18 protein-coding genes and 2 pseudogenes are annotated in these 21532 nt (G+C 49.6%); 16 read left to right on the top strand and 4 right to left on the bottom strand.

Features of this window, described 5'->3' with window-relative positions:
• Nucleotides 1–12: 12 nt before the first annotated feature.
• The 3 genes from ACES2C_RS00160 (at nucleotide 13) to ACES2C_RS00150 (ending at nucleotide 4658) form a co-directional block, all read left to right on the top strand.
• Nucleotides 13–1266 carry a TolC family protein gene (locus ACES2C_RS00160; RefSeq protein ID WP_374165024.1) on the top strand — a complete coding sequence of 418 codons (1254 nt, stop codon included), beginning with the start codon at nucleotides 13–15 and terminating at the stop codon, nucleotides 1264–1266.
• Between the two features lie 562 nt (nucleotides 1267–1828).
• Nucleotides 1829–3376 (top strand): glycosyl hydrolase family 28-related protein, encoded by a 1548-nt coding sequence (locus ACES2C_RS00155; protein ID WP_374165023.1) that lies wholly within the window; start codon nucleotides 1829–1831, stop codon nucleotides 3374–3376.
• 412 nt (nucleotides 3377–3788) lie between these two features.
• Entirely contained in the window at nucleotides 3789–4658 is an 870-nt protein-coding gene (locus tag ACES2C_RS00150; RefSeq protein WP_374165022.1) for a polysaccharide deacetylase family protein, read from the top strand.
• 6 nt (nucleotides 4659–4664) lie between these two features.
• On the opposite strand, the gene ACES2C_RS00145 is transcribed toward ACES2C_RS00150, so the two are convergent.
• Together ACES2C_RS00145 and ACES2C_RS00140 are read right to left on the bottom strand one after the other, a co-directional pair.
• Entirely contained in the window at nucleotides 4665–5255 is a 591-nt protein-coding gene (locus ACES2C_RS00145) for a TlpA family protein disulfide reductase (protein ID WP_374165021.1), read from the bottom strand.
• A 39-nt stretch (nucleotides 5256–5294) separates the two neighbouring features.
• Entirely contained in the window at nucleotides 5295–6629 is a 1335-nt protein-coding gene (locus tag ACES2C_RS00140; RefSeq protein ID WP_374165020.1) for a rhodanese-like domain-containing protein, read from the bottom strand.
• Between the two features lie 435 nt (nucleotides 6630–7064).
• On the opposite strand from ACES2C_RS00140, the gene ACES2C_RS00135 reads away from it, so the two are divergent.
• From ACES2C_RS00135 to ACES2C_RS00120, 4 genes and pseudogenes are all read left to right on the top strand, one after another.
• On the top strand, nucleotides 7065–7502 hold the full coding sequence (locus tag ACES2C_RS00135; RefSeq protein ID WP_374165019.1) for an Hsp20/alpha crystallin family protein: 438 nt from the start codon (nucleotides 7065–7067) through the stop codon (nucleotides 7500–7502).
• Between the two features lie 126 nt (nucleotides 7503–7628).
• The gene (locus ACES2C_RS00130; RefSeq protein ID WP_374165018.1) at nucleotides 7629–8423 is read left to right on the top strand and encodes a PhzF family phenazine biosynthesis protein; all 795 of its coding nucleotides are present in this window, start codon (nucleotides 7629–7631) and stop codon (nucleotides 8421–8423) included.
• A 179-nt stretch (nucleotides 8424–8602) separates the two neighbouring features.
• Nucleotides 8603–9640 (top strand): glycosyltransferase family protein, encoded by a 1038-nt coding sequence (locus ACES2C_RS00125; protein ID WP_374165017.1) that lies wholly within the window; start codon nucleotides 8603–8605, stop codon nucleotides 9638–9640.
• A 21-nt stretch (nucleotides 9641–9661) separates the two neighbouring features.
• A pseudogene (locus tag ACES2C_RS00120) lies at nucleotides 9662–11061 on the top strand (GH1 family beta-glucosidase).
• Here the strand turns inward: ACES2C_RS00120 and ACES2C_RS00115 are convergent.
• Nucleotides 11002–11856, bottom strand: coding sequence for a UDP-2,3-diacylglucosamine diphosphatase (locus ACES2C_RS00115; RefSeq protein ID WP_374167004.1), 855 nt, complete (start codon nucleotides 11854–11856; stop codon nucleotides 11002–11004). The pseudogene ACES2C_RS00120 and the gene ACES2C_RS00115 sit on opposite strands and share 60 nt — an antisense overlap.
• A gap of 180 nt (nucleotides 11857–12036) precedes the next feature.
• On the opposite strand from ACES2C_RS00115, the gene ACES2C_RS00110 reads away from it, so the two are divergent.
• Both ACES2C_RS00110 and ACES2C_RS00105 read left to right on the top strand, forming a co-directional pair.
• Entirely contained in the window at nucleotides 12037–12681 is a 645-nt protein-coding gene (locus ACES2C_RS00110; protein WP_374165016.1) for an HAD family hydrolase, read from the top strand.
• Nucleotides 12682–12695: 14 nt separating this feature from the next.
• Entirely contained in the window at nucleotides 12696–13304 is a 609-nt protein-coding gene (locus ACES2C_RS00105) for an HAD family hydrolase (protein WP_374165015.1), read from the top strand.
• On the opposite strand, the gene ACES2C_RS00100 is transcribed toward ACES2C_RS00105, so the two are convergent.
• The gene (locus ACES2C_RS00100; RefSeq protein WP_374165014.1) at nucleotides 13297–14022 is read right to left on the bottom strand and encodes a class I SAM-dependent methyltransferase; all 726 of its coding nucleotides are present in this window, start codon (nucleotides 14020–14022) and stop codon (nucleotides 13297–13299) included. The two genes, ACES2C_RS00105 and ACES2C_RS00100, sit on opposite strands and share 8 nt — an antisense overlap.
• Before the next feature lie 289 nt (nucleotides 14023–14311).
• Between ACES2C_RS00100 and ACES2C_RS00095 the strand changes: the two are divergent.
• The 7 genes and pseudogenes from ACES2C_RS00095 (at nucleotide 14312) to ACES2C_RS00065 (ending at nucleotide 21524) form a co-directional block, all read left to right on the top strand.
• Nucleotides 14312–15990, top strand: a pseudogene (locus tag ACES2C_RS00095) (GMC oxidoreductase).
• Between the two features lie 25 nt (nucleotides 15991–16015).
• Nucleotides 16016–17482, top strand: a complete 1467-nt coding sequence (locus ACES2C_RS00090; protein WP_374165013.1) for a Gfo/Idh/MocA family protein — start codon at nucleotides 16016–16018, stop codon at nucleotides 17480–17482.
• Nucleotides 17483–17496: 14 nt separating this feature from the next.
• The gene (locus ACES2C_RS00085; protein ID WP_374165012.1) at nucleotides 17497–18066 is read left to right on the top strand and encodes a gluconate 2-dehydrogenase subunit 3 family protein; all 570 of its coding nucleotides are present in this window, start codon (nucleotides 17497–17499) and stop codon (nucleotides 18064–18066) included.
• A 42-nt stretch (nucleotides 18067–18108) separates the two neighbouring features.
• Nucleotides 18109–18969 (top strand): Gfo/Idh/MocA family protein, encoded by an 861-nt coding sequence (locus ACES2C_RS00080; protein ID WP_374165011.1) that lies wholly within the window; start codon nucleotides 18109–18111, stop codon nucleotides 18967–18969.
• A gap of 298 nt (nucleotides 18970–19267) precedes the next feature.
• Nucleotides 19268–20326 (top strand): sugar phosphate isomerase/epimerase family protein, encoded by a 1059-nt coding sequence (locus ACES2C_RS00075; protein WP_374165010.1) that lies wholly within the window; start codon nucleotides 19268–19270, stop codon nucleotides 20324–20326.
• A gap of 13 nt (nucleotides 20327–20339) precedes the next feature.
• Nucleotides 20340–20789: a c-type cytochrome gene (locus ACES2C_RS00070; RefSeq protein ID WP_374165009.1), complete on the top strand. Its 450-nt coding sequence runs from the start codon at nucleotides 20340–20342 to the stop codon at nucleotides 20787–20789.
• Between the two features lie 6 nt (nucleotides 20790–20795).
• The gene (locus tag ACES2C_RS00065; RefSeq protein WP_374165008.1) at nucleotides 20796–21524 is read left to right on the top strand and encodes a DUF1080 domain-containing protein; all 729 of its coding nucleotides are present in this window, start codon (nucleotides 20796–20798) and stop codon (nucleotides 21522–21524) included.
• The last annotated feature ends 8 nt before the right edge of the window (nucleotides 21525–21532 follow it).

Here is a 21532-nt window from a genome sequence, read left to right as displayed (position 1 = left end):
GGCCAGAGCCCTGTGAAGCTGAGCCTGACTGAGGCTCAGGAAATGGCGGTGAAGCAAAACCGCCTGCTCAGGATATCACGGTTCAAGGAACAGGAAAGTCTCGACTCTGTGAAGAACATGAGAAGCAAGTACTATCCCAATATTGATGCCGCAGGCCTGTACAACTATACGACCAACACGGATGTGACCATTCCGCAGGGAATCCTGGGAAGTATCTCCGGTTTTCCTATTCCGGATCAGGATTATAAATTATTTGAAGGGCGGCATGGCATCGTAGTTGGCGGGGTGCAGGTCACTCAGCCGCTCTCGCAGCTCACGAAGGTAGCCACGGGGGTAAAAGTGGCTGAGACGAATCTCTCCATCGCGAAAGCACAAACCCGAAGGAACGAATTAAAAATAAAGCAGGGGGCAGAGAAGCTTTACTACGGCATTCTGATCGCTAAAAAGCAGCGCGAGCAGGCGATGGTGGACCTGGAACTTTACAAAGCGCAGCTGTATGATGTAGAGAGTGCGCTGCTCGCCGGTGAAACGGATTCTACCCGGTACTACGGTCTGCAGGCTCAAATCTCGTCGGGACAGCAAAAGCTGATGCAGGCGGGCTACCAGATTGAGAATTATACCGCCGACCTGGTTGAACTGACCGGGCTTCCTGCCGGGACAAGTCTGGAGCTTGATTCTGTTATCCGTGCAGAGCCCGACAGCACTCCGGCAGCTGAGTACCAGGAGAAGGCGGAAGCGAATAACCCCGAGATCCGCATTGCAGCCCTTACCAGGGAGAAGGCGAAGTTCGGCGTATTGGCAGCAAAGAAGAATTATATTCCCGATCTTTCGCTTACTGCGGGCTACACGTATCAGAACGTGCTCCGCCTGCTGCCCGATAACAACTACCACGTGGGCGTGTTAATGACCTGGAAGATACTCGACTGGGGTAGCAGGCGTTCTCTGCTCGATCAGCGGAGGTCGCAGGAGAACCAGGCGGAAGAATTGCTGGCTCATACGCGCGAGCAGGTGAACAATGCTACAAGCAAAGCCTACCGAAACAAGCTGCAAGCCCGGCAGCTGCTTGATGCTGCAGGCAAGGCCGTGGAGTATCGCAGGCAGGAGCTGCGTTTTGCCCAGAACCGGAGAGCTGCGGGAGAGGTGTTAAAGCGCGATGTGCTCACTGCTCAGTCGAACCTTGCAAAGGCTGAGACCGATTATTTTTCTGCTTTGCTGAACTACCGGCTTGCCGGGTCCGAGCTTCAGATCGCCGTGGGGGACTATTAGACAGGGTATGCCTGCGTTATCGGCGGAGCCCCAGGAGATTACAATGGGGTGTTTTTATGTCGTCCTTTTATCTCTGTGGGAGTGATTAGCGAAGCTGCAGGAGATTGCAATCCGTCCGTCGCAATAAAAAAGACTGCAGCTGTTGCTGGCGACAGGCCTGCACCGGTTTTCTAAATGCTCTTTAGTGAGACGGCCTGTTGTGCAGCTTTCAGTCAGAACCTGAGCAGGGCTAAGACCGGCGCCTTCCATTGTGCATTTAGTCAGCTGCTGTTTCTGTAAGATTCGATTCATGCTTCCGTATTAAATAAAGAACGTTCATGATTTGTACCCATAAACTGGGGTGAAAGTGAGCTGCATGTTCTTCCTTACCTTTAAGTTGATTCAGTGTTCTTCCTGGCCATTTAAAAACAGATACACTTTCACAAAAAACACTCATGAGCCACGCTCTCAAACGGGGATGAAAGTTGATTGAGTGTTCTTCTTGGCCTTCGAAAAACAAATAGATTTTCAAGAAAAATGTTGTTAATTGCATCAATTCTGACACCAATTATAAATCGGGGGAATGACAACATCGCGCTTTTTTATTTTCATGTTTGCTTTCTGCTTTTGCCGGCAAGTACCTGCTCAGGAATGGAGGAGCGAACTCTATGCTGCTGATTGGAATCCGGAAGTGAAGACGTTTTACGTTGACAAGTTCCTGCAGGATTTCTCATATGCGGGATACCACCGGGGAGAAAAAAACGTACCATCGGGGACGGGCAAGGTGATTGACGTGAGTAAAGCACCTTATCATATTCAGGGGAACGGACAGGAAGATGTTACAATTCCTCTTCAAAGAGTGATTGATGAGGCTCCGCGCTTGGATAAACCGGTTGTGATCTATCTCCCCGCTGGCATCTACCGGCTAAGTCCCCAAAAGGATAAAGACTATTGTCTGCTGATTCAAAGATCGGAGGTTGTTCTGAGGGGAGCGGGTGCAGGAAAGACCTTCCTCTTTAACAGCTCCACAGATATGCGGGGGAAGGACATCGTAAAAATAGCTGCGTCGTCGTCATGGAAGACCGGGGGAAAGAATAAGCAGAGAATAACGAAGGATCTGGTGTCGCCTGCACGTGTAATACCGGTGGCTGATGCATCGGGTTTCAGAAAGGGCGACAGGGTGATTGTCCGCAACTACATTGATAATAGCTGGATCGCTGACCATGGTATGCTGGAGTATTGGCGGGACGGAGGTGCTGCTCTGGGAGGACTGATGTACTGCAGAGAGGTTCTTTCGGTTGACAAGCAGAAGAACGAACTTGTTCTTGATATTCCAATCCGTTATAGCCTGTTGCAGCAACAGAATAGCGTAGTGTATATCGCCCCCCGCATGCTCACCGAAGTTGGAATAGAAGATATGTCGATAGGGAACAGACAAAGCTTCGGGCAGGGCGACTGGTCGGAAGAATCCTATCGTCAGAAGGAAAGCCCTTCGTATAATTTGCACGACTCCTGGGCCGTTGAAATGTCGCAAGTGTATAACGGGTGGATCCGGAATGTGCGTTCGTACTGTCCGGAAGGGAACAGTTCGGGAGCGCACCTTCTTTCCAACGGAATCAAGTTGTGGCAAACTGCTAATGTCAGCCTGCTACAGTGTGATTTCAGCAGGCCCCAATATGGAGGGGGCGGAGGGAATGGCTACATGTACCGGATCATGGGGAACGAGACGCTCGTTAGTGAGTGCGCGGCTCACTTGTCACGACATGGTTTTGTCCTTTCGGGAATGAACGCTTCGGGGAATGTTTTTTTCGTTGCCTGGACGAAAATACCGGCACTCAAACCGGCCTCACCGGGAGTGAGAAAACAAGTGGAAGCGGAAGCGATCATCATATGCATTTTAGCCACTCCAACCTCTTTGATCAGTGCCGGGTGGAGAACAGCTTCTTCGCGGCAGGCTGGCGAAAGTGGGGAGGCAGTGTCATACATGGTCTCACTGCCGCCCATAGTGCGTATTGGAACATCATTAGTGACGGCAGTCAGCCCTTTGCCGTGCAGAGCCAGCAAGGTCGCTACGGTTATGTTGTCGGCACTTCCGGCGATAAGCCGGAGGTCAGTACGGCCGTCTGGATGAAGGGCACTGAAAGCATCACAGATCCGGTGGACTTTGTAGAAGGGATTGGAAAGGGACGCGGTTTGCAGCCACAGTCGCTTTATCTGGATCAAAAGCACAGGCGGCTGGGGAAGGATTGACCTGTGCTTACAGCTTTGCGAGAGCCTTGACGTCCTGAGCTGACGAGCGGGAATGAAAGTGGACAGGAGAGCTTCACTAACCGCGAGTTATGAGGTGCCGCGTAAGAGGGCGGGCATTCTTGTCTCCGCCGTTGAAGCGGAAGGTGGATACTTCAATACTAAAATCCTGGAACAGCGTGTCTTATAGCCAGGAGGGCGCAGCTGGCCCGCGTTCAAAAGTCGTGGAGACACTTTGTATAAAGAATATTGCCAAATGTGGTCTTATGTATTAATTTGCGACATTATTTTACATCATGCAACAAAAGCTTTCTACTTATTTCTCCGTTCTGGTCCTCAGCTTGTTTTTCTTTTCCTGTCAGCAAAAAACTTCTGAAAAGAGCACTTCCGACAGTGTGACCGCTACTGCGGAAGATACTGCATCCTCGCCTGCAACTGCCGTTTCCGTAAAAGATCGGAAGCCTGCCGACGCTGCCACTATTCTTGCACGCAAGCAAGTTCCAATACTATGCTACCATCAGATCCGCGACTGGAAGTCGTCTGATTCAAAGAGTGCGAAAGATTATATCATTCCTGTCAATACCTTCAAAGAGCACATGAAGATGCTCGCCGATAGCGGTTACCACAGTGTTCTTCCTGATCAGGTCTATAATTATCTGGCTTATGGAGATCCGCTTCCCCCAAAGCCGGTGATGATCACATTTGATGATACAGAGCTCAATCAGTTCGCCATTGCGAATCCTGAGCTCAAAAAGTACGGGTTCAAAGGCGTTTATTTTATTATGACGGTGTCGCTTGGAAGGCCCAACTATATGAGTAAAGACAATGTGCGCAAGCTGTCGGACGAGGGGAACATCATTGGCAGTCATACCTGGGATCATCATAACGTGAAAAAATACCAGGGTGAGGACTGGGTGACGCAGATAGAAAAGCCGACGAAGACCTTGCAGGACATTACCGGAAAGAATATCGAGTACTTTGCTTATCCTTTCGGCTTGTGGAACAAGGAAGCAATTCCTGAACTGAAGAAGAGAGGATTTAAAGCTGCATTTATCCTTGCCACTAAGAGAGACGATGCTGATCCGCTTTTAACAATCAGGAGGATCATTGCCAGCGGATACTGGAGTGCCAGAACTCTGCACAACAGTATGGTAAACAGCTTCTGATAGGTCCTACTTCCCTTTGATCAGTTTTTCCATTAGCTCTGTGACGTCAGAAGAGGAGTAATCAGCCATGCCTTCATGTCTGACCACGGCCTGGCCGTGTTTGTCGAAGATGATGGTAGTGGGGATGGCGCCGCTTAGCAGATCTTTCGGGATTTCGCTGGCCGGTGTATATACGGGAAGACCGAATTTTCGCTTCTCCATGAACTTTCGTGAGGCTTTGGAGTTGCCGTCGACGTCGACGAGCAGGAACATGACATCGCCGCGGTTCTTATAACGCTCATAGAGCTTATTGATCGACGGCATTTCTGCTATACAGGGCGGACACCAGGTGGCCCAGAAGTTCAGAAATACCACTTTGCCTCTTAAATGAGCCAGGTTCACCAGTTCTCCCGAGGTCGACCTGAATTGTACGAAGGGGGCCTGGCTGATCTGCAAAGACGCCTTTGCCGGAACTTCCGCGTCCATACTCAGATTGAAAAGTCCTGTTTTTGCTATGCCGCGCAGTAAAAGCGCCTTTGCCTCCGGACTGATCAGAATCACGAGAAGTAAAATGAGCGTCAGCAGGAAAAAAGCGTTCTTTTTGAAATATGCAATCATAGTGCTTGTGTTGCAAAAAGGCCGGAATAAGGCCCTCGCTTAAAAGTCTTTGATTGTTTCGCCCAAGTCGTACACCACTGCTTTATCCGCCAGTTCTGCGGAAAGGATAGAGCTTCCGGCAGCGCTGCGGTATCCGGCCGCGCAATGGACCACAATCGGTTTATCAACCGGTACTTCCGCAATGCGATTCCTTAGTTCGGGAAGCGGGATGGTAAGGGCTTCTTCAAAGATCTTTTTTTCGTTTACCTCTGCTGTGTTTCGGATGTCGACTATTGTATAGTGATCCTTGTTTTTCTTGAAGTCTTCTATGTTAAGAGGCGCTGTGCTGACAGGTCCTTCATTCAGCACAAATGCTTTCTCAATCAGCTTTTCATAGCCAATGGAGGCCGCTCTCCTAATGAGTCGGTCAAGCTGTTCTTCGTTTTCTCCAGCCAGAAGGAACCGCTCCTGAGGGCGGATAATAGATCCCAGCCAGGTTTCAAACTTTTCGCCTTCCATGATATTGACGGAATGCGGAAGGTGCCCCTTTTTGAATATGCCTTCGGGTCGGCTGTCGACTATCCAAAGCTCAGACGATACAATAGGGGGAACTGAATCAGTACGGGGTGCCGCAGCCACACTTTCACGGAAGGAAGGTGCTCCTTCCAGATTGGTTTCTACGTCGTAAGGGAAGTATGCAGGTATAAAGGGCTGACTGGAAGTCAGTTTTTCGATGAAGTCGTTCTCGGAGCTTTCCTGCAATGCCCAGTTGCTAATCCGTTCCCTGCCGATGGTGCTGCTGTTGGCCTTGCTGAGCGATTTTCCGCAGAGGCTTCCTGCTCCGTGCGCAGGGTAAACGATCACATCGTCGGCTAGCGGCAGGATCTTATTGCGAAGAGAGTGGTACATTTTGCGGGCCAGGTCTTCACGCAAAACAGCGGCGTTTTTCTGCGTTTTCCGGAGGTCAGGACGACCAACATCTCCAATAAACAGCGTGTCGCCGGTAAAGATGGCTATATCCTTGCCTTCGGCCTCCAGGATCACACTGATGCTGTCGTTAGAATGGCCGGGTGTGTTGATCGCCTTAAGTGTAAATTCTGAAGTATTGATTGAATTACCCTCATCAAAGGAGCTGTGAACATACTGAGCAGGCATGTCTTTGCTAACATATACAGCAGCTCCTGCTTTTGCAAATTCGAGGTGTGAGCTCACGAAGTCGGCGTGTGAATGCGTCTCAATTACAGCGGTAATGCGGGCGTCGTGCTCCCTTGCGAACTGATAATAGGGGCCGGTATCTCGGGAAGGATCTATAAGTATAACGTTCCGGTCCTGCTCATCAAGGATGGCGTAACTGAAATGCGAAAGGTATTTGTCCTCAAATTGCTCGATTTTCATTCTATACTTTGTTTTTCAATTCCCAATGCTGACCGTGTCGGCATGGTGTGTTTATTCAATTACAAGAAGCGCACATGATCGTTTCATCGTATCCTATATTTTTAAGGGCTGGCAATCTTGCCCGGGCGCCGTTTGTTTGACGGAGCTCATGCAGTTTGCATACGGTATTCTTTGCTCTTCCAGGCGGATCAGGATGTGTTGCCCATCCTCTCTTTGCCCGGCAAAATTAAGCGTTTAATTTGATATTCCCGCCGGGTGAAAGGCTGGCAGAATTTCTGACGTTTTGTTACCGCCCGGAGCTCCCTCCTGAAAAAATTTCAGTGTGTCGCATCCTGCGGGCTGTTCGAATGCCATAAAGCGGTCCTGGCATTTTGTTTGTTTGTAGTTAAGCGATTGATTTTAAATCAGTAAAATAAATTTAAGGAGGACAAAATTATGTCACTGGTTAAATTTAACAACGGTAAAAGCAATGCATTGGTCCCAGGGATCGATGACATTTTTGAATCTTTCTTTAACGATTCTTTCTTATCAGACAGGATGGTTTCGAGAGTTCCTGCCGTTAACATCTGCGAAACAGATGCTGATTATCATATCGAGCTCGCTGCTCCGGGTCTGCGGAAGGAAGACTTCAAGATTAACCTGGATCGGAACATCTTGTCGATTTCGGTAGAGCAGAAGACAGAGCATACAGAAAAGACGAAGAAGTATAACAAGCGTGAGTTTAACTACACTTCCTTCGTCCGCTCCTTTGCTTTGCCCGACAGTGCTGATGATGCGAGCATAGAAGCCGAATACAAGGATGGCGTGCTGATGATCAGCGTGGCCAAGAAGGAAGAGGCCAGGAGTGTAACGCGGCAGATTGAAATTAAATAGTTAGAGTGTTGGTTTGGTTTGATAAAAGAGGGACGGTCTGATGTCTGATGGCTGTCCCTCTTTTTTTCGGGATTTGCGGCCGAAGTGTGTATCTTAGTGAGGCACTACTATCTAAAGTGTGAAGAAATGATTCAAATACCTCTTTTTCAGGTGGACGCCTTTACTGACAAACCGTTTAAAGGGAATCCTGCGGCAGTGTGTTTGCTAAGGGACCCTCTGGATGCAGAGACCATGCAGGCAATAGCAGCGGAGAATAACCTTGCCGAGACTGCCTTTGTGCTGAGCAGGGACGACGGTTTTGATCTGCGCTGGTTCACCCCTACTGTGGAGATCGCCCTCTGCGGTCATGCAACTCTGGCTACTGCTCATGTGCTGTGGCAGGAAGGATGGCTTCCGAAGGGTGAAGTCGCCCGTTTTTATACCATGAGCGGCGTCCTTACAGCTGCTCAGGAAGGCGATTGGATCTGCCTTGATTTTCCGGCTTCAGAGAATGTGCCTGCTGAGCTGCCTTCCGCTTTGACGTCGGCACTTGGGGTAAATTCGCTTAACGTGGTGTTTTCTAAGGACCGTTATCTGGTGGAGCTGGCCCGACCGGAAGAGGTGTACGAGATGGCTCCTGACTTTTCAGTGCTCAGGAAGTACGACATGGTGGTTGTAACCAGCCGGGACGCAGAGGCATCCCCGTACGATTTTGTCTCGCGTACTTTTGCTTCTGCGCATGGGATTGATGAGGATCCTGTAACAGGGTCGTCACACTGCAGCCTGGTGCCCTATTATTCTGAGAAGCTTGGGAAGACGGAGATGGTAGCTTATCAGGCCTCAAAAAGGGGAGGGGAGCTGCGGCTGCGTTATCAGGACGGGCGGGTTCTGATCTCGGGACAGGCCCTGACCGTGGTCAGCGGCAATATGATCCTGCCTTAACATAAATATCACATAAACAATATGATGGGGTAACTTCTTCTGATTAACTTGGCTAATAAGCTAAAGAAGTTATGAAGATCAGATTGAATCCGCTTATCCTCATTTATTATATCAGAACGCAACTTTTCAGAGCAGGAATGAAGTCGTTTTTTCTGCACTAAAATTGCCGAGTAAGAGATATGCCAAAGATACTCTACGCGGTGCAGGGCACCGGGAACGGACATTTAAGTCGTGCGATGGAAGTAGTGCCCTGTCTGGAGCGGCTGGGGGAAGTCGACGTACTAGTAAGCGGCATCCAGGGCGACCTTGAACTCCCTTTTCCTGTCGCCTATAAGCTTCGCGGCCTTAGTTTTATCTTCGGTAAGTCGGGTGGCGTTAACCTATGGAAAACGCTGGTAAAGGCAAATCTCAGAAAACTGGCAAAGAGCATTAATCTGCTTCCTGTTGAAAATTATGATCTGGTGATCAACGACTTTGAGCCGGTATCGGCCTGGGCCTGCTACCTCAAAAATAAACCCTGCATATCCCTTAGTCATCAGGCGGCGGTGTTGTCTCCCCTGGCACCTAAACCCGAACATACTGATATGATCGGAAGGCTTGTTCTTAATAACTACGCTCCTTCGACAGCCCGGTATGGATTTCACTTTGCAAAATATGGAGATCAGATCTTCACGCCAGTCATCCGGAGGACTGTAAGGGAGCAGGAGGTGCTTGACAAGGGGCATTATACGGTCTATCTCCCCTCGTATGATGAAGACCGGCTCATCAAAAGATTATCAATTCACCGTGATATTCAATGGCAGGTATTCTGCAAGCATGCCAGGAAGCCCAGGAGCATTAAGAATATCAATGTTCAGCCTATTGACAGCGAGAAGTTCATCAGAAGTATGGCTCACTCATCGGGAGTACTTTGCGGAGCAGGATTTGAAACTCCTGCAGAAGCGCTTTTTATGAAGAAGAAGCTGCTGGTGATCCCTATGAAGAATCAGTTTGAACAGCATCTGAATGCAGCGGCCTTAAAGTCGATGGGCGTGCCTGTCATCAAAAGCCTGAAACCAAAGTACGAGGATCTGATCTCCGACTGGCTTGAGAATGGTTCCGCTGTTCCTGTTGATTATCCCGACCAGACGCAGGATATTGTAAACCGGGTGGTAGAGAAGCATCTGGCCGGCAGTTCGGGCGAGTGGAGTGTTGACAATCAGTTTCAGAATGCCTAAACTTAAAAATTACTGCGCTAAATGGGTATAGAAGATCAGCAAGTACATAGGAGTGAATTCGGCAGCGAGTTTAAATGGGGCATAACTACGGCGGCGTTCCAGGTGGAAGGAAGCTGTGGCGCAGATGGGAAAGGGGCTTCGGTATGGGATGTTTTCACGGAGAAGAAGGGGAAGATTAAAGATGGTCACAAGGCGAGCACTGCCTGCGACTTCTATAATCATTATCAGAAGGATATTGCGCTGATCAGAAGGTTGCATATTCCTAATTTTCGTTTTTCTATATCCTGGCCAAGGGTTATGCCTGCAGGCATGAAGCCGGTGAACCAGAAGGGGATCGACTTCTATAATCGGGTGATTGATCACTGTCTGGAGAATGACGTGACGCCCTGGCTGACGCTTTATCACTGGGACCTGCCGCAGGCGCTTGAAGAGAAGGGCGGATGGACGAACCGGGAGGTTGTTTCCTGGTTTTCAGACTATGCGGAAGTCTGTGCAAGGAACTTTGGCGACCGCGTAAAGAACTGGCTCGTGCTTAACGAGCCGATGGTATTTACGGGGGCAGGCTATTTTCTTGGCATTCACGCGCCGGGGCGGACGGGGCTGAAGAACTTTTTCCGGCGGTACACCATGCCGTCCTGAGCATGGCAGAAGGGGGAAGGATCCTGAAGTCACTGGTCCCCGGTGCAGAAGTGGGTACTTCTTTTTCCTGCTCGCACATTGATCCTTACTCTGACCGTGAAAAGGATATTAAGGCGGCGAGAAGGGCCGATGCGCTCCTTAACCGCCTCTTTGTGGAACCTGTACTCGGGCTTGGATACCCTGTTCAGGATGTTCCTATCTTAAAGGGTTTACAGAAGTATATAAAGCCCGGCGATGAGGAAAAGATGCAGTTCGACTTTGACTTCATAGGGCTCCAGAACTATACGCGCGAAATTGTACGTTATTCGCTGCTTACTCCCTACATCCATGCCCGGCTGGTGAAGGCGGAGAAAAGACAGGTGCCCCTCACGAGCATGAACTGGGAAGTCTACCCTCCGGCGATCTACCACGTGCTCAAAAAGTTCAATGCTTATCCCCAGATCAGGAAGCTGTACATTACCGAAAACGGGGCTGCCTTTCCTGATCGGGTTACAGATGGGCTGGTTGATGATCCGCAGAGGCTGCAGTACATTCAGGATAATATTGCCCAGGTATACAAGGCCAGACAGGAGGGCTGCAAAGTTGACGGATACTTTATATGGACACTCACCGATAATTTTGAGTGGGCCGAGGGCTATCATCCCCGCTTCGGTATTATTTACGTCGATTATGCCACCCAGAAGCGGATCATTAAGTCGTCGGGGAAGTGGTATGGCCGCTTTTTATCGGGCCAGGTTGGGTCGGCTAAACCGCTCGAGCATGCTCTTAACGTCAAGCTTTGACTGAAGGTCTTCTGCATCGTACACATCCTGATCTTCCGCTGCCTCTGCAAACTCCCCGGCGCGGTACTTATAAATGGCCCATTCGCCTTTATTGTATTCCAGGGAGGTGAGGTTCTCTACCCAGTCGCCTGAGTTGAGGTAGACCACATTCCCTTTTTCTGTTGAGATGGTGCGGAGTTCCGGCTGGTGGATATGGCCGCATACCACGTAGCGGTAGCCCTGATCAACGGCCAGCTCCGCAGCGGTAGTCTCGAAGTCATTGATAAACTTTACCGCATCTTTAAACTTTGCTTTAATCTTTTTGGAGAAGCTCATTTTTTCCCGCTTCATGAGGGTGAGTGCCCAGTTAACAAAGCTGTTTAACAGGATGAGCGTATCATAACCAATGGCTCCCAGCTTTGCCAGCCACTTAGAGTGCTGCATGGTGACGTCGAATACATCGCCGTGAAAGATCCAGGCTTTTGACTGCCCCAGTTCAAGCACGAGCTTGTCCGTAAGCTGGAAACTTCCGATACTGAGATCACTGAACTTTCTCAGCATTTCATCGTGATTGCCCGTCAGGTAATAGACCGGCACTCCGTCTGAGATGAACTTCATAATACGCCTGACGACCTTCATCTGCGACTCCGGCCAGTAAGACTTGCTGAATTGCCAGATGTCAATGATATCGCCATTCAGGACTAAGGTTTGAGGTTTAATACTTTTCAGATACTGCAATAATTCTTTTGCATGACAGCCGTAGGTGCCCAGATGTACATCGGAGATCACTACAAGCTCTACTTCCCTCTTCGGCATTCTTTCTTTATTATAGGCGGGCAGGCCCGCCGTCTTTGGTTTCATAAAATTAGGAAGCTGCTGTTAATTGATTGTTAAGGCTTTGTGAAATATGAGCCGCGAAGAGAAAGTTCGCCACAGCAATGTATTATTCAGCGATAGTGCTTTCTGCTTTGGCCTTTTCCTTTATTTTTGCGGCCAATGGTAAATTTGAAGAACAAGTTTGACGGACTGATATTTGATCTGGACGGTACGCTCTGGAACTCGACCGTGAGTGTGGCCAAAGCGTGGCAGTCGGCGAAGGAAGAAGTGGATTATGTACATACAGATGTGACACCGGAGATGGTGGCCGGGATTGCAGGAATGACTTATGATGCAATCTACGAAACGCTGTTCCCGGAAGTAGAAATTGAAAAACGGAAGGAGTTTCAGGCGCTTTGTGCCAAGAAGGAGCTGGAGGTTCTGAGTGAGGAGGGAGGCGATTTGTATCCGGGGGTTGAAGAGACGCTCGGGGCCCTGGCGAAAGAATACAAGCTCTTTATCGTCAGTAATTGCCAAAACGGCTATATCGAGGCTTTTCTCCGGTTCAGCAAGCTCGATCGTTTTTTTCAGGGACATGCCTGTTATGGAACCAAGAATCAGCCGAAGGCTGAAAATATAAAGGACGTAGTAAATGACTATCTGCTGAAAGCGCCGGTGTACATAGGCGATACTAAAGGCGATTATGAATCAAGTAAAAAGGCGGGAGTCCCTTTCATTTTTGCGGCCTATGGCTTTGGGGAAGTCGAGGCTGATCAGATCGCTACCGTAAATACCTTCCACGAGTTGAAGGAACTTCTTTGCTGATTTGCTGATTATACATGACTAAACTCGAAAAACTGACTGAACTGTCGCAAGGCGACTATACAGCTTTTTTGTACGACTGCGACGGGACCCTCGCCGATAATATGCAGGCACATAAAGATACCTATGTGCAGGTGGCGGCGAACTGTGGTGTGCAGATCGACGAAGCAATCATAGATGAATTTGCCGGTCTTCCCATCCTAAGGGTAGTAGAAGAGATCAACAAGCGGTATGGCTGCTCACTTGATCCGGTGAGCTTTGACAAGCAGAAGTACGATCTCTACTACCGCGAATACATCCAGCATATTCGTCCGGTTGAATTTGTTACTGAACATTTAAAGGCACATGCGGGCAAGGTGAAGATAGGGGTTGTTTCAGGAGGCTCACGTGAGGCGATTGAGAGAACCCTGACGATCCTGGGCATCAGGGATCTTGTTGAGGTTCTGATATGTGCCGGAGAGACAGATAGAGGAAAGCCGTACCCTGATCCTTTTCTGGCTGCTGCTGACAAGCTCGGTGCGGAGCCGGGCGGCTGTCTGGTGTTCGAAGACGGGGATGCTGGCGTCAGAGCGGCAGAGGCAGCCGGAATGGACTGGATCCGAATAGACAAGGTGGAGGCTATTTAGAGCCTCCAAATGCTGCAAAGTTCAGGTTTTTGTGCAGCACTTCCATGTTCCGGAACCCTGTTTTCCGCATCAGCTCCATCTGGAAGCCAACAGAACGCGGTGTGTCTTCTTTTGCTATATAAGCGAATACATGCTCCTGGTATTCTTTGCCCCCAAGGCCTACCAGATACTCTGCATAACGAGCGGACATGAGCTCATCGACCGCGGGAAAGTCGTGAACAACCAGATCAAAGATCCAGAAGCTGCCGCCTAGTTTCAGGCTCCTGTAGATATTCGAAAACACTTCGGCCCATTCTTCTTCTCCTCGCAAATGATGCAAGACGGAGGCTGCTACCACTACATCGAAGCGGGAGGAAGGCAGCTCAAGCAGTCTGACATCGGATTGAATCACTTCCACACTTCCGGCCGTGAGAGCAGATACCCGTTCCTTCGCCCGCTCCAGCATGGGCATGCTGAGATCGACCAGTGTGCAGTTAAGGTTCGGGACCTTGTTCAGGATCGATATGGTGTAATTGCCTGCCCCGCAACCAATGTCGAGCAGGTCTTTCGCATCAGGCGAAGTGTAGTGAACGGCGTCGGCAATGAGGTTCATACAGAGTGTGGAGTCGAGTGTTGTTACCTGCCCCGTTTCCAGGTTTGAAAAGCGTTCCACGTCGTGGTCGAATCTCGACCGTATTTCCTCAACGGTTGACTTTTCAGGTGCTTCAGTTTTCGTCATAATTTCTAAATAAATGTATAGGGTACCGCTGTAATATAAGGGAAGAGAATTTATTTATAAAATTTTGAGGAGAAGAAAAATTAATTATATATACTTGTATAGCTGAAGAGTAAAAGGTTTTAGCTGCAGATGCCTGTGATAGTTTGTTATGAAAATGTTACATTTTCTATCCGCTTACAGATTCTGCATTTGAAGATTTATTTACAAATTAGCTTTTGGACTAACTATTATAAAATACATCACCGAAAAAAGATTCTACTAACAACGCACACTATTAAACCTGTTAAAAATGGCAGAGAATTATTACGATGCAATTGTAATTGGTTCGGGTATAGCGGGTGGATGGGCAGCGAAAGAACTAACTGAAAAAGGCCTGAAAACAATCTTGCTGGAAAGGGGCAGAAACATTGAGCATGTGAAGGACTACGTAAATGCCAATAAGGATCCCTGGGACTTCCCTCATCGGGGGGGCGCACGCAGCAAATGATCGAAGACTACCCTGTTCTTAAGCGCGATTATCCGCTGAATGAAACCAATTTAGATTACTGGGTTAACGAGAAAGAGAGCCCTTACACTGAGGTAAAACGCTTCGACTGGTACCGCGGGTACCATGTGGGCGGAAGATCATTGATGTGGGGACGTCAGTGTTACCGGCACAGCGACATTGATTTTGAAGCGAATGCAAAGGAGGGGATTGCCATAGACTGGCCAATCCGGTACAAGGATATCGATCCATGGTACAGTTATGTGGAGCGCTTTGCCGGGATCAACGGATCCAAAGAGGGGCTGCCTCAGCTGCCCGATGGTGAGTTTCTGCCTGCCATGGAGATGAACTGCGTGGAAAAGGAAGTGGCTGCCAGGATAAAGAAGCATTATAATAACAAACGGACGATGATTATGGGCAGAAGTGCAAACCTGACTGTTCCTCATCAGCACCGTTCTAATTGTCAGTACCGGAACAAATGCTGGCTGGGATGTCAGTTTGGCGCTTATTTTAGTACGCAGTCGTCTACCCTTCCTGCGGCTGTAGCCACAGGAAACCTCACCTTACGTCCTTTCTCCATCGTGACAAAGATCCTCTACGACAAGGATACCAAAAAGGCAAAAGGGGTGGAGGTGCTTGATGCTGAAACGAATAAGACGTACGAGTTCTTTTCGAAAGTAGTGTTTTTGTGTGCCTCGACCCTGAATTCTACCTGGGTGCTGATGAACTCCGCAACTGATATCTGGCCGGATGGTCTTGGAAGCAGCAGCGGGGAGTTAGGACATAACCTCATTGATCACCACTTTCGCTGCGGAGCCTCGGGAGTAGTAGAGGGCTTCGAAGATAAATACTATTATGGCCGGCGCCCGAACGGGATTTATGTGCCCCGTTTCCGGAACCTGTTTGGAGAAAAGAGGGACTATTTGCGTGGCTTCGGTTATCAGGGAAGCGCAAGCCGTGAGAACTGGGGGAGAGAGATCGCGGAGTTCAACATCGGGGGTGAGTTTAAGGACGCCCTCTGTGAACCGGGACCGTGGAGGATCGGCCTTGGCGCCTTTGGAGAAACACTCCCTTATCATGAAAACAAAGTTACGCTGGATAAGGGCAAGAAGGACAAGTGGGGCCTTCCGGTGCTCGCTATCGACTGTGAGATCAAGGAAAACGAGCATAAGATGCGTAAGGATATGATGGTAGATGCTCAGGAAATGCTGGAGGCCGCCGGAATAAAAGATCCGGTTACCTATGACTCCGGCTACGCCATGGGGCAGGGTATCCATGAGATGGGAACTGCCCGGATGGGCAGAGATCCGAAGACCTCCGTGCTGAACGAATGGAACCAGGTATGGGACGCTAAAAACGTCTACGTTACAGATGGTGCCTGCATGACTTCGGCCAGCTGCGTAAATCCTTCGCTTACCTATATGGCCTTGACAGCAAGAGCTGTTGACCATGCCGTGCGGGAACTTAAAAAAATGAATGTCTGATCTTCCTCTATCAACCTTAAGTTTTATGACAGAAAAGAAAGATAACCAAGAAAGCCTGGCTACTTCCAGGAGAGGTTTTATCAAAACCGCAGCAATTGCTGCCGCCGGGTTTATGATCGTTCCGCGTCATGTGCTGGGCGGAAAGGGCTTTTTGGCGCCGAGTGACCGACTGATAGTCGCCGGGGTGGGAGCAGGAGGAAAAGGCCAGAGCGATATAGCAAACTTTTTTGCCAGTGGCAAAGCCGACATTGGCTTTCTCTGTGACGTAGACGACAGACGGGCGGCGACAAGCAGGCAGAATTTCCCCAGGGCGAAGTATTATAAAGACTGGCGCGAGTTGTTCGACAAGGAGGCAAAGAACTTTGACGCTGTCTCCGTCTCAACCCCTGATCATAATCATGCTATTACCACCCTTGCTGCCATGCAGCTGGGAAAGCATGTGTATGTACAGAAGCCTTTAACGCACGATATTTACGAAGCCCGCGTGCTTACCGATGCTGCTAAGCGCTACAAGGTGGTGACGCAGATGGGCAATCAGGGGGCTTCAGGTGACGGCGTAAGGCAGCTGATGGAATGGTACAATGCGGGAGTGATCGGTGACGTGCACACCGTTTACAGCTGGACCAACCGGCCGGTATGGCCCCAGGGTATTCCATGGCCCACTACCAGGGCAGCGGTGCCTAAGGAGCTGGACTGGGATCTCTGGCTTGGTACCGCACCTCAGAAAGACTATGTTGATAAGCTGGTGCCATTTAACTGGCGCGGCTGGTGGGACTACGGGACAGGAGCGCTTGGAGACATGGGCTGCCACCTGATTGAGCCAGCCTTCCGGGTGCTTAATCTTTCATACGTCAAGGACGTGGAATGCAGTGTTGGAAGTGTATATGTGGATGAGTTTAAACGGGGCTATTTTCCGGAAAGCTGTCCGCCTTCGAGCCATGTGACCATGACTTTCCCCAAGACGAAGAAAACCAAAGGTCCCGTAAAGCTTCACTGGATGGACGGCGGCATTCAGCCTGAACGGCCTGAGGAGCTTGGAGCAACCGAGCTGTTTGGCGATGGCGGAAATGGCACCTTGTTTATCGGTACAAAGGGCAAGATGATGTGCAGCACCTACGGGGCAGACCCTCGTCTGCTGCCCTTGACCAGAAATCAGGAAGTGCAGGTGAAGCAGTCAATACCCCGAGTTCCGGGAAGCGCCGAGGGGCATTACGCACAGTGGGTAGAAGCTTGCGTAGCAGGTTATGGAAAGAAGGAAGTGAGTTCTCCCTTTGAGATTGCCGGGCCTGTGACGGAGGCTTTGCTGATGGCCAACCTGGCTATCCGTGGCTTTGATATCCAGAAGCCAAAAGCCGAAGGCAACGGGTTTGACTATCCCGGTCGTTATATCAAGCTGCTATGGGATAATAGTAACATGAGGGTAACCAATTTTGATGATGTCAACCAGTTTGTAAAAAGGGAGTACAGGCAGGGCTGGAAGCTAACTGTTTGATTAAATGTAAAATCATGAACAGAAGAGAAGCAATATCAAGGGTCGCCTGGATCATGGGCGGCACCATTATAGGAGCAGAGCTTTTTGCTGATCTGGCTTGCACACCCCGGGCAGAGAAGGTGAATGATCTGTTTGATGCAGATCAGGTGGCATTCATGGACGAGATCGCCGAGACCATTCTTCCGGAAACGAGCACGCCCGGAGCAAAAGCCGCAAAAGTTGGCAGCTTTATGGCCGTGATGGTAAAAGACTGCTATAAGAAGGAAGACCAGCAGGTTTTCCTAAAGGGACTATCAGAGCTGGACGATGCCTGCAAGAAAGCAAATGGGAAGAAGTTTATGGAGTGCAACGCAAATCAGCGAACTGCCCTTTTGACTAAGCTCGACAAGGAGCAGCGGGAGTATCAGAAAAAGAAAAAGGAGGAAGATCCGAATCATTATTTTACGATGATGAAGCAGCTGACCCTGCTCGGGTTCTTCACTTCGGAAGTAGGGGCAACGAAGGCACTTCGGTATGTTGCTATTCCTGGCCGCTTTGACGGATGTGCGCCCTACAAGAAGGGTGACCGCGCGTGGGCTACTTAAGCAGCACGTTAAAGAAATCGTATTTACATTAAATTTCATAGTATGCAGAAACTTAGGCTGGGAATGGTCGGTGGAGGCATGGGAGCATTTATAGGTGCGGTGCATCGTATTGCAGCGCGAATAGACGATCAGTATGAGCTGGTTTGCGGCGTGTTCAGCAGCAGTGCTGAGAATTCGAGAGCAAGCGGGCTCATGCTCGGTCTCAGTCCCGACAGGGTCTACAGTTCTTATCAGGAGCTTTTTGAAAAGGAGAGCCAGCTCCCTGAGGATCAAAGAGCACAGGTGATCAGTATTGTCACCCCTAATCATCTACATTATGAGCCGGCCAGACAAGCCCTGGAGAGTGGCTTCCATGTGATCCTGGATAAACCGATGACCTTCTCTCTTCAGGAGGCAAAGGATCTGGCAAATGCCGCTTCGGCCAGCGGCCGCCTGTTTTGTCTCACGCACACCTACACAGGATATCCGATGGTCAAGGAGGCGCGGCAGATTGTGCAGGAAGGCCGACTGGGGAGGATCAGGAAGATCTACGTGGAGTATCCGCAAGGATGGCTGAGCGGTTTTGAAGAAGGATCTGGTAATAAGCAGGCCTCATGGAGAACTAACCCAGATCAAAGCGGAGCGGCCGGCGCAATGGGCGACATCGGGACGCACGCATTTAATCTTGCTGAGTATGTGTCGGGACTGGAGGTTACGAAACTGTGTGCTGATATCAATATTGTTGTTGAAGGCAGAAAGCTGGACGACGACGGTGCTGTTCTGTTAAAGTTCGCCAATGGGGCATCGGGAGTTCTTATGGCCTCGCAGGTGGCCGCCGGCGAAGAGAATAATATCAAAATAAGGGTGTACGGAGAGAAGGGGGGCTTGAATGGCAGCAAAGTGATGCAAACAGCCTCCTGCTGAAATGGACCGACAGGCCGACAGAGACGCTGAGGACTGGCGCCGCCTATCTCAGCACCTTTGCCAGTCATAATGCCCGTGTTCCGGCGGGACATCCCGAGGGATATCTTGAAGCTTTTGCAAACTTGTACCGCAATTTTGCATTATCTATTAATGCGAGGTTATCGGGCGGAGAGACAAAAGCGGAATGGCTTGATTTTCCGGGGATAGAAGAGGGGATAAGGGGAATGGCATTCATTGAGAATGTCATCCGATCCGGGAAATCTGAACAAAAATGGATTGACTTTACAATTTAAACTGCATGACGACTATCAAAGGACCTGCCGTTTTTCTTGCTCAGTTTATCGGGGAGCAGGAACCTTTTAATAATTTATCATCGATCTGTGCCTGGGCAAAGGGGCTTGGTTTTGAAGGCGTGCAGATCCCAACAACGGACCCTCGTTTCATTGACCTCCGCAAAGCCGCAGAGAGTAAGGACTATGCAGATGAGATTAACGGGATTGTGCGCGATGCAGGTCTGCAGATCACTGAACTTTCCACCCATCTGCAGGGGCAGCTGGTAGCAGTTAATCCGGCATACGACCAGTTGTTTGACGGCTTTGCTCCCGAGTTTGTTCGCAATAATCCGAAGGCCCGTCAGGGGTGGGCGGTGCAGCAACTGAAATACGCCGCGAAAGCTTCTCAAAATCTTGGGCTTAATGCCCATGCCACATTTAGTGGCGCCTTTTTGTGGCCTATGGTTTATCCCTGGCCGCAACGTTCTGCCGGGCTGGTAGAGACCGGGTTCGAGGAGCTGGCCAGAAGATGGACGCCCATTCTCAACGTTTTCGATGAATGCGGTGTAGACCTGTGCTATGAGGTACACGCCGGTGAAGATCTGCATGACGGTCTGACCTTTGAGATGTTTTTGGAGAAGGTGAATAATCACCCGAGGGCCTGTCTGCTGTACGATCCTTCTCACTTTATTCTCCAATGCCTTGATTATCTCGAATACATTGACATCTATCACGAGCGTATCCGCATGTTCCACGTGAAGGATGCGGAGTTTACTCCTACAGGGAGACAAGGTGTGTATGGAAGTTACCAGGACTGGATTAACCGTCCCGGGCGTTTTCGTTCCCTTGGAGACGGTCAGGTTGACTTTAAGGGGATTTTTAGTAAGTTAGCTCAGTATGATTTTAAGGGCTGGGCGGTGTTGGAGTGGGAGTGTGCCCTTAAGCATCCTGAAGATGGAGCAAGGGAAGGTGCTGCTTTCATCCGCGACCATATTATCCGGGTGACCGACAAGGCGTTCGATGATTTTGCTGCCTCAGGGGTGGATGAGGGAATGAACCGTAAACTCTTAGGAATACATGAATAAAAAAACAGATATAATGAAGAAAGTACTTGTCCTTTTTACTTGTTGTGCAATTTTAAGTGCCTGTGGAGGCAATTCAGATAGCAGTTCCAATGGCGATTCGACCTCTGCTACTGACATGGCAGCCAGCAGCCGGCAGCCTGAAGTGGATACGAATGCGAACGACATCGGTACTAATCGTTCAGCCGGCTCACCTCCCAGCGGAGCTTATGAAAAAGGGGCTCAGCTTATTTCAAAGTCGGATTGCCTGACTTGTCACCGCGAAGATGAGAAGCTAGTGGGACCGGCGTATAAGGAGGTAGCAAGCAAGTACGAGATGAGCGAGGCGAATGTAAAGCATCTTGCAGGCAAGATCATTAAAGGAGGCAGCGGGGTATGGGGCGAAGTGCCAATGACTCCACATCCGACTATTAGTGAGGAAGACGCAGCGGAAATGGCTAAGTATGTATTATCTTTAAAAGAATAACCAATCATGAAACGTTACATTCTATCGATACTCGCCGGGGCAGCACTTACTGCTTGTTTTTCGTTTAACGAGCCGGAAACGGTTAAAAATGAGCCAGGTACAGAGATCAAACAGGGCTGGAAGTCGCTGTTTGATGGTAAAACGACAGCGGGCTGGCATATCTACGGGAAGGGTGCTATAAGCTCTGCATGGAAGGCAGAGGGCGGGGCTATCCACCTCGATCCTGCAGCCCGCAAACAGGGCGTTGCAGGAGGAGATCTCATTACCGACCAGGAATATGACAACTTTCACCTCAAGCTGGAGTGGAAGATTGCGAAGAACGGCAATAGCGGTGTGATCTTTTATGTTCATGAGGATCCGGAGAAGTATCATGCTACTTACAACACGGGGCCGGAAATGCAGGTGCTTGATAACGAAGGCCACGTGGACGCCAAGATTCATAAGCACCGGGCAGGAGATCTGTATGATCTTATACCTTGCTCAAAAGAAACGGTAAAGCCTGCAGGACAATGGAATAAAGCAGAGATTGTAGCAAACCAGGGAAAGCTGGAGATGTTTCTGAACGGTACCAAAGTGGTTTCTACAACAATGTGGGGCGAGGACTGGAGGAAGCTCGTTGCCGGAAGCAAATTTGCCTCTATGCCCGGATTCGGAACTTTTAAATCGGGCAAGATCGCGTTCCAGGACCATGGAGACGAAGTGTGGTACCGAAACATCATGATCAAAAAGCTTTAAACATAAAC

The organism is Arcticibacter sp. MXS-1 (assembly GCF_041902385.1).
GTDB lineage: Bacteria > Bacteroidota > Bacteroidia > Sphingobacteriales > Sphingobacteriaceae > Arcticibacter.
This window is presented reverse-complemented; position numbering and strand designations above follow the sequence as displayed.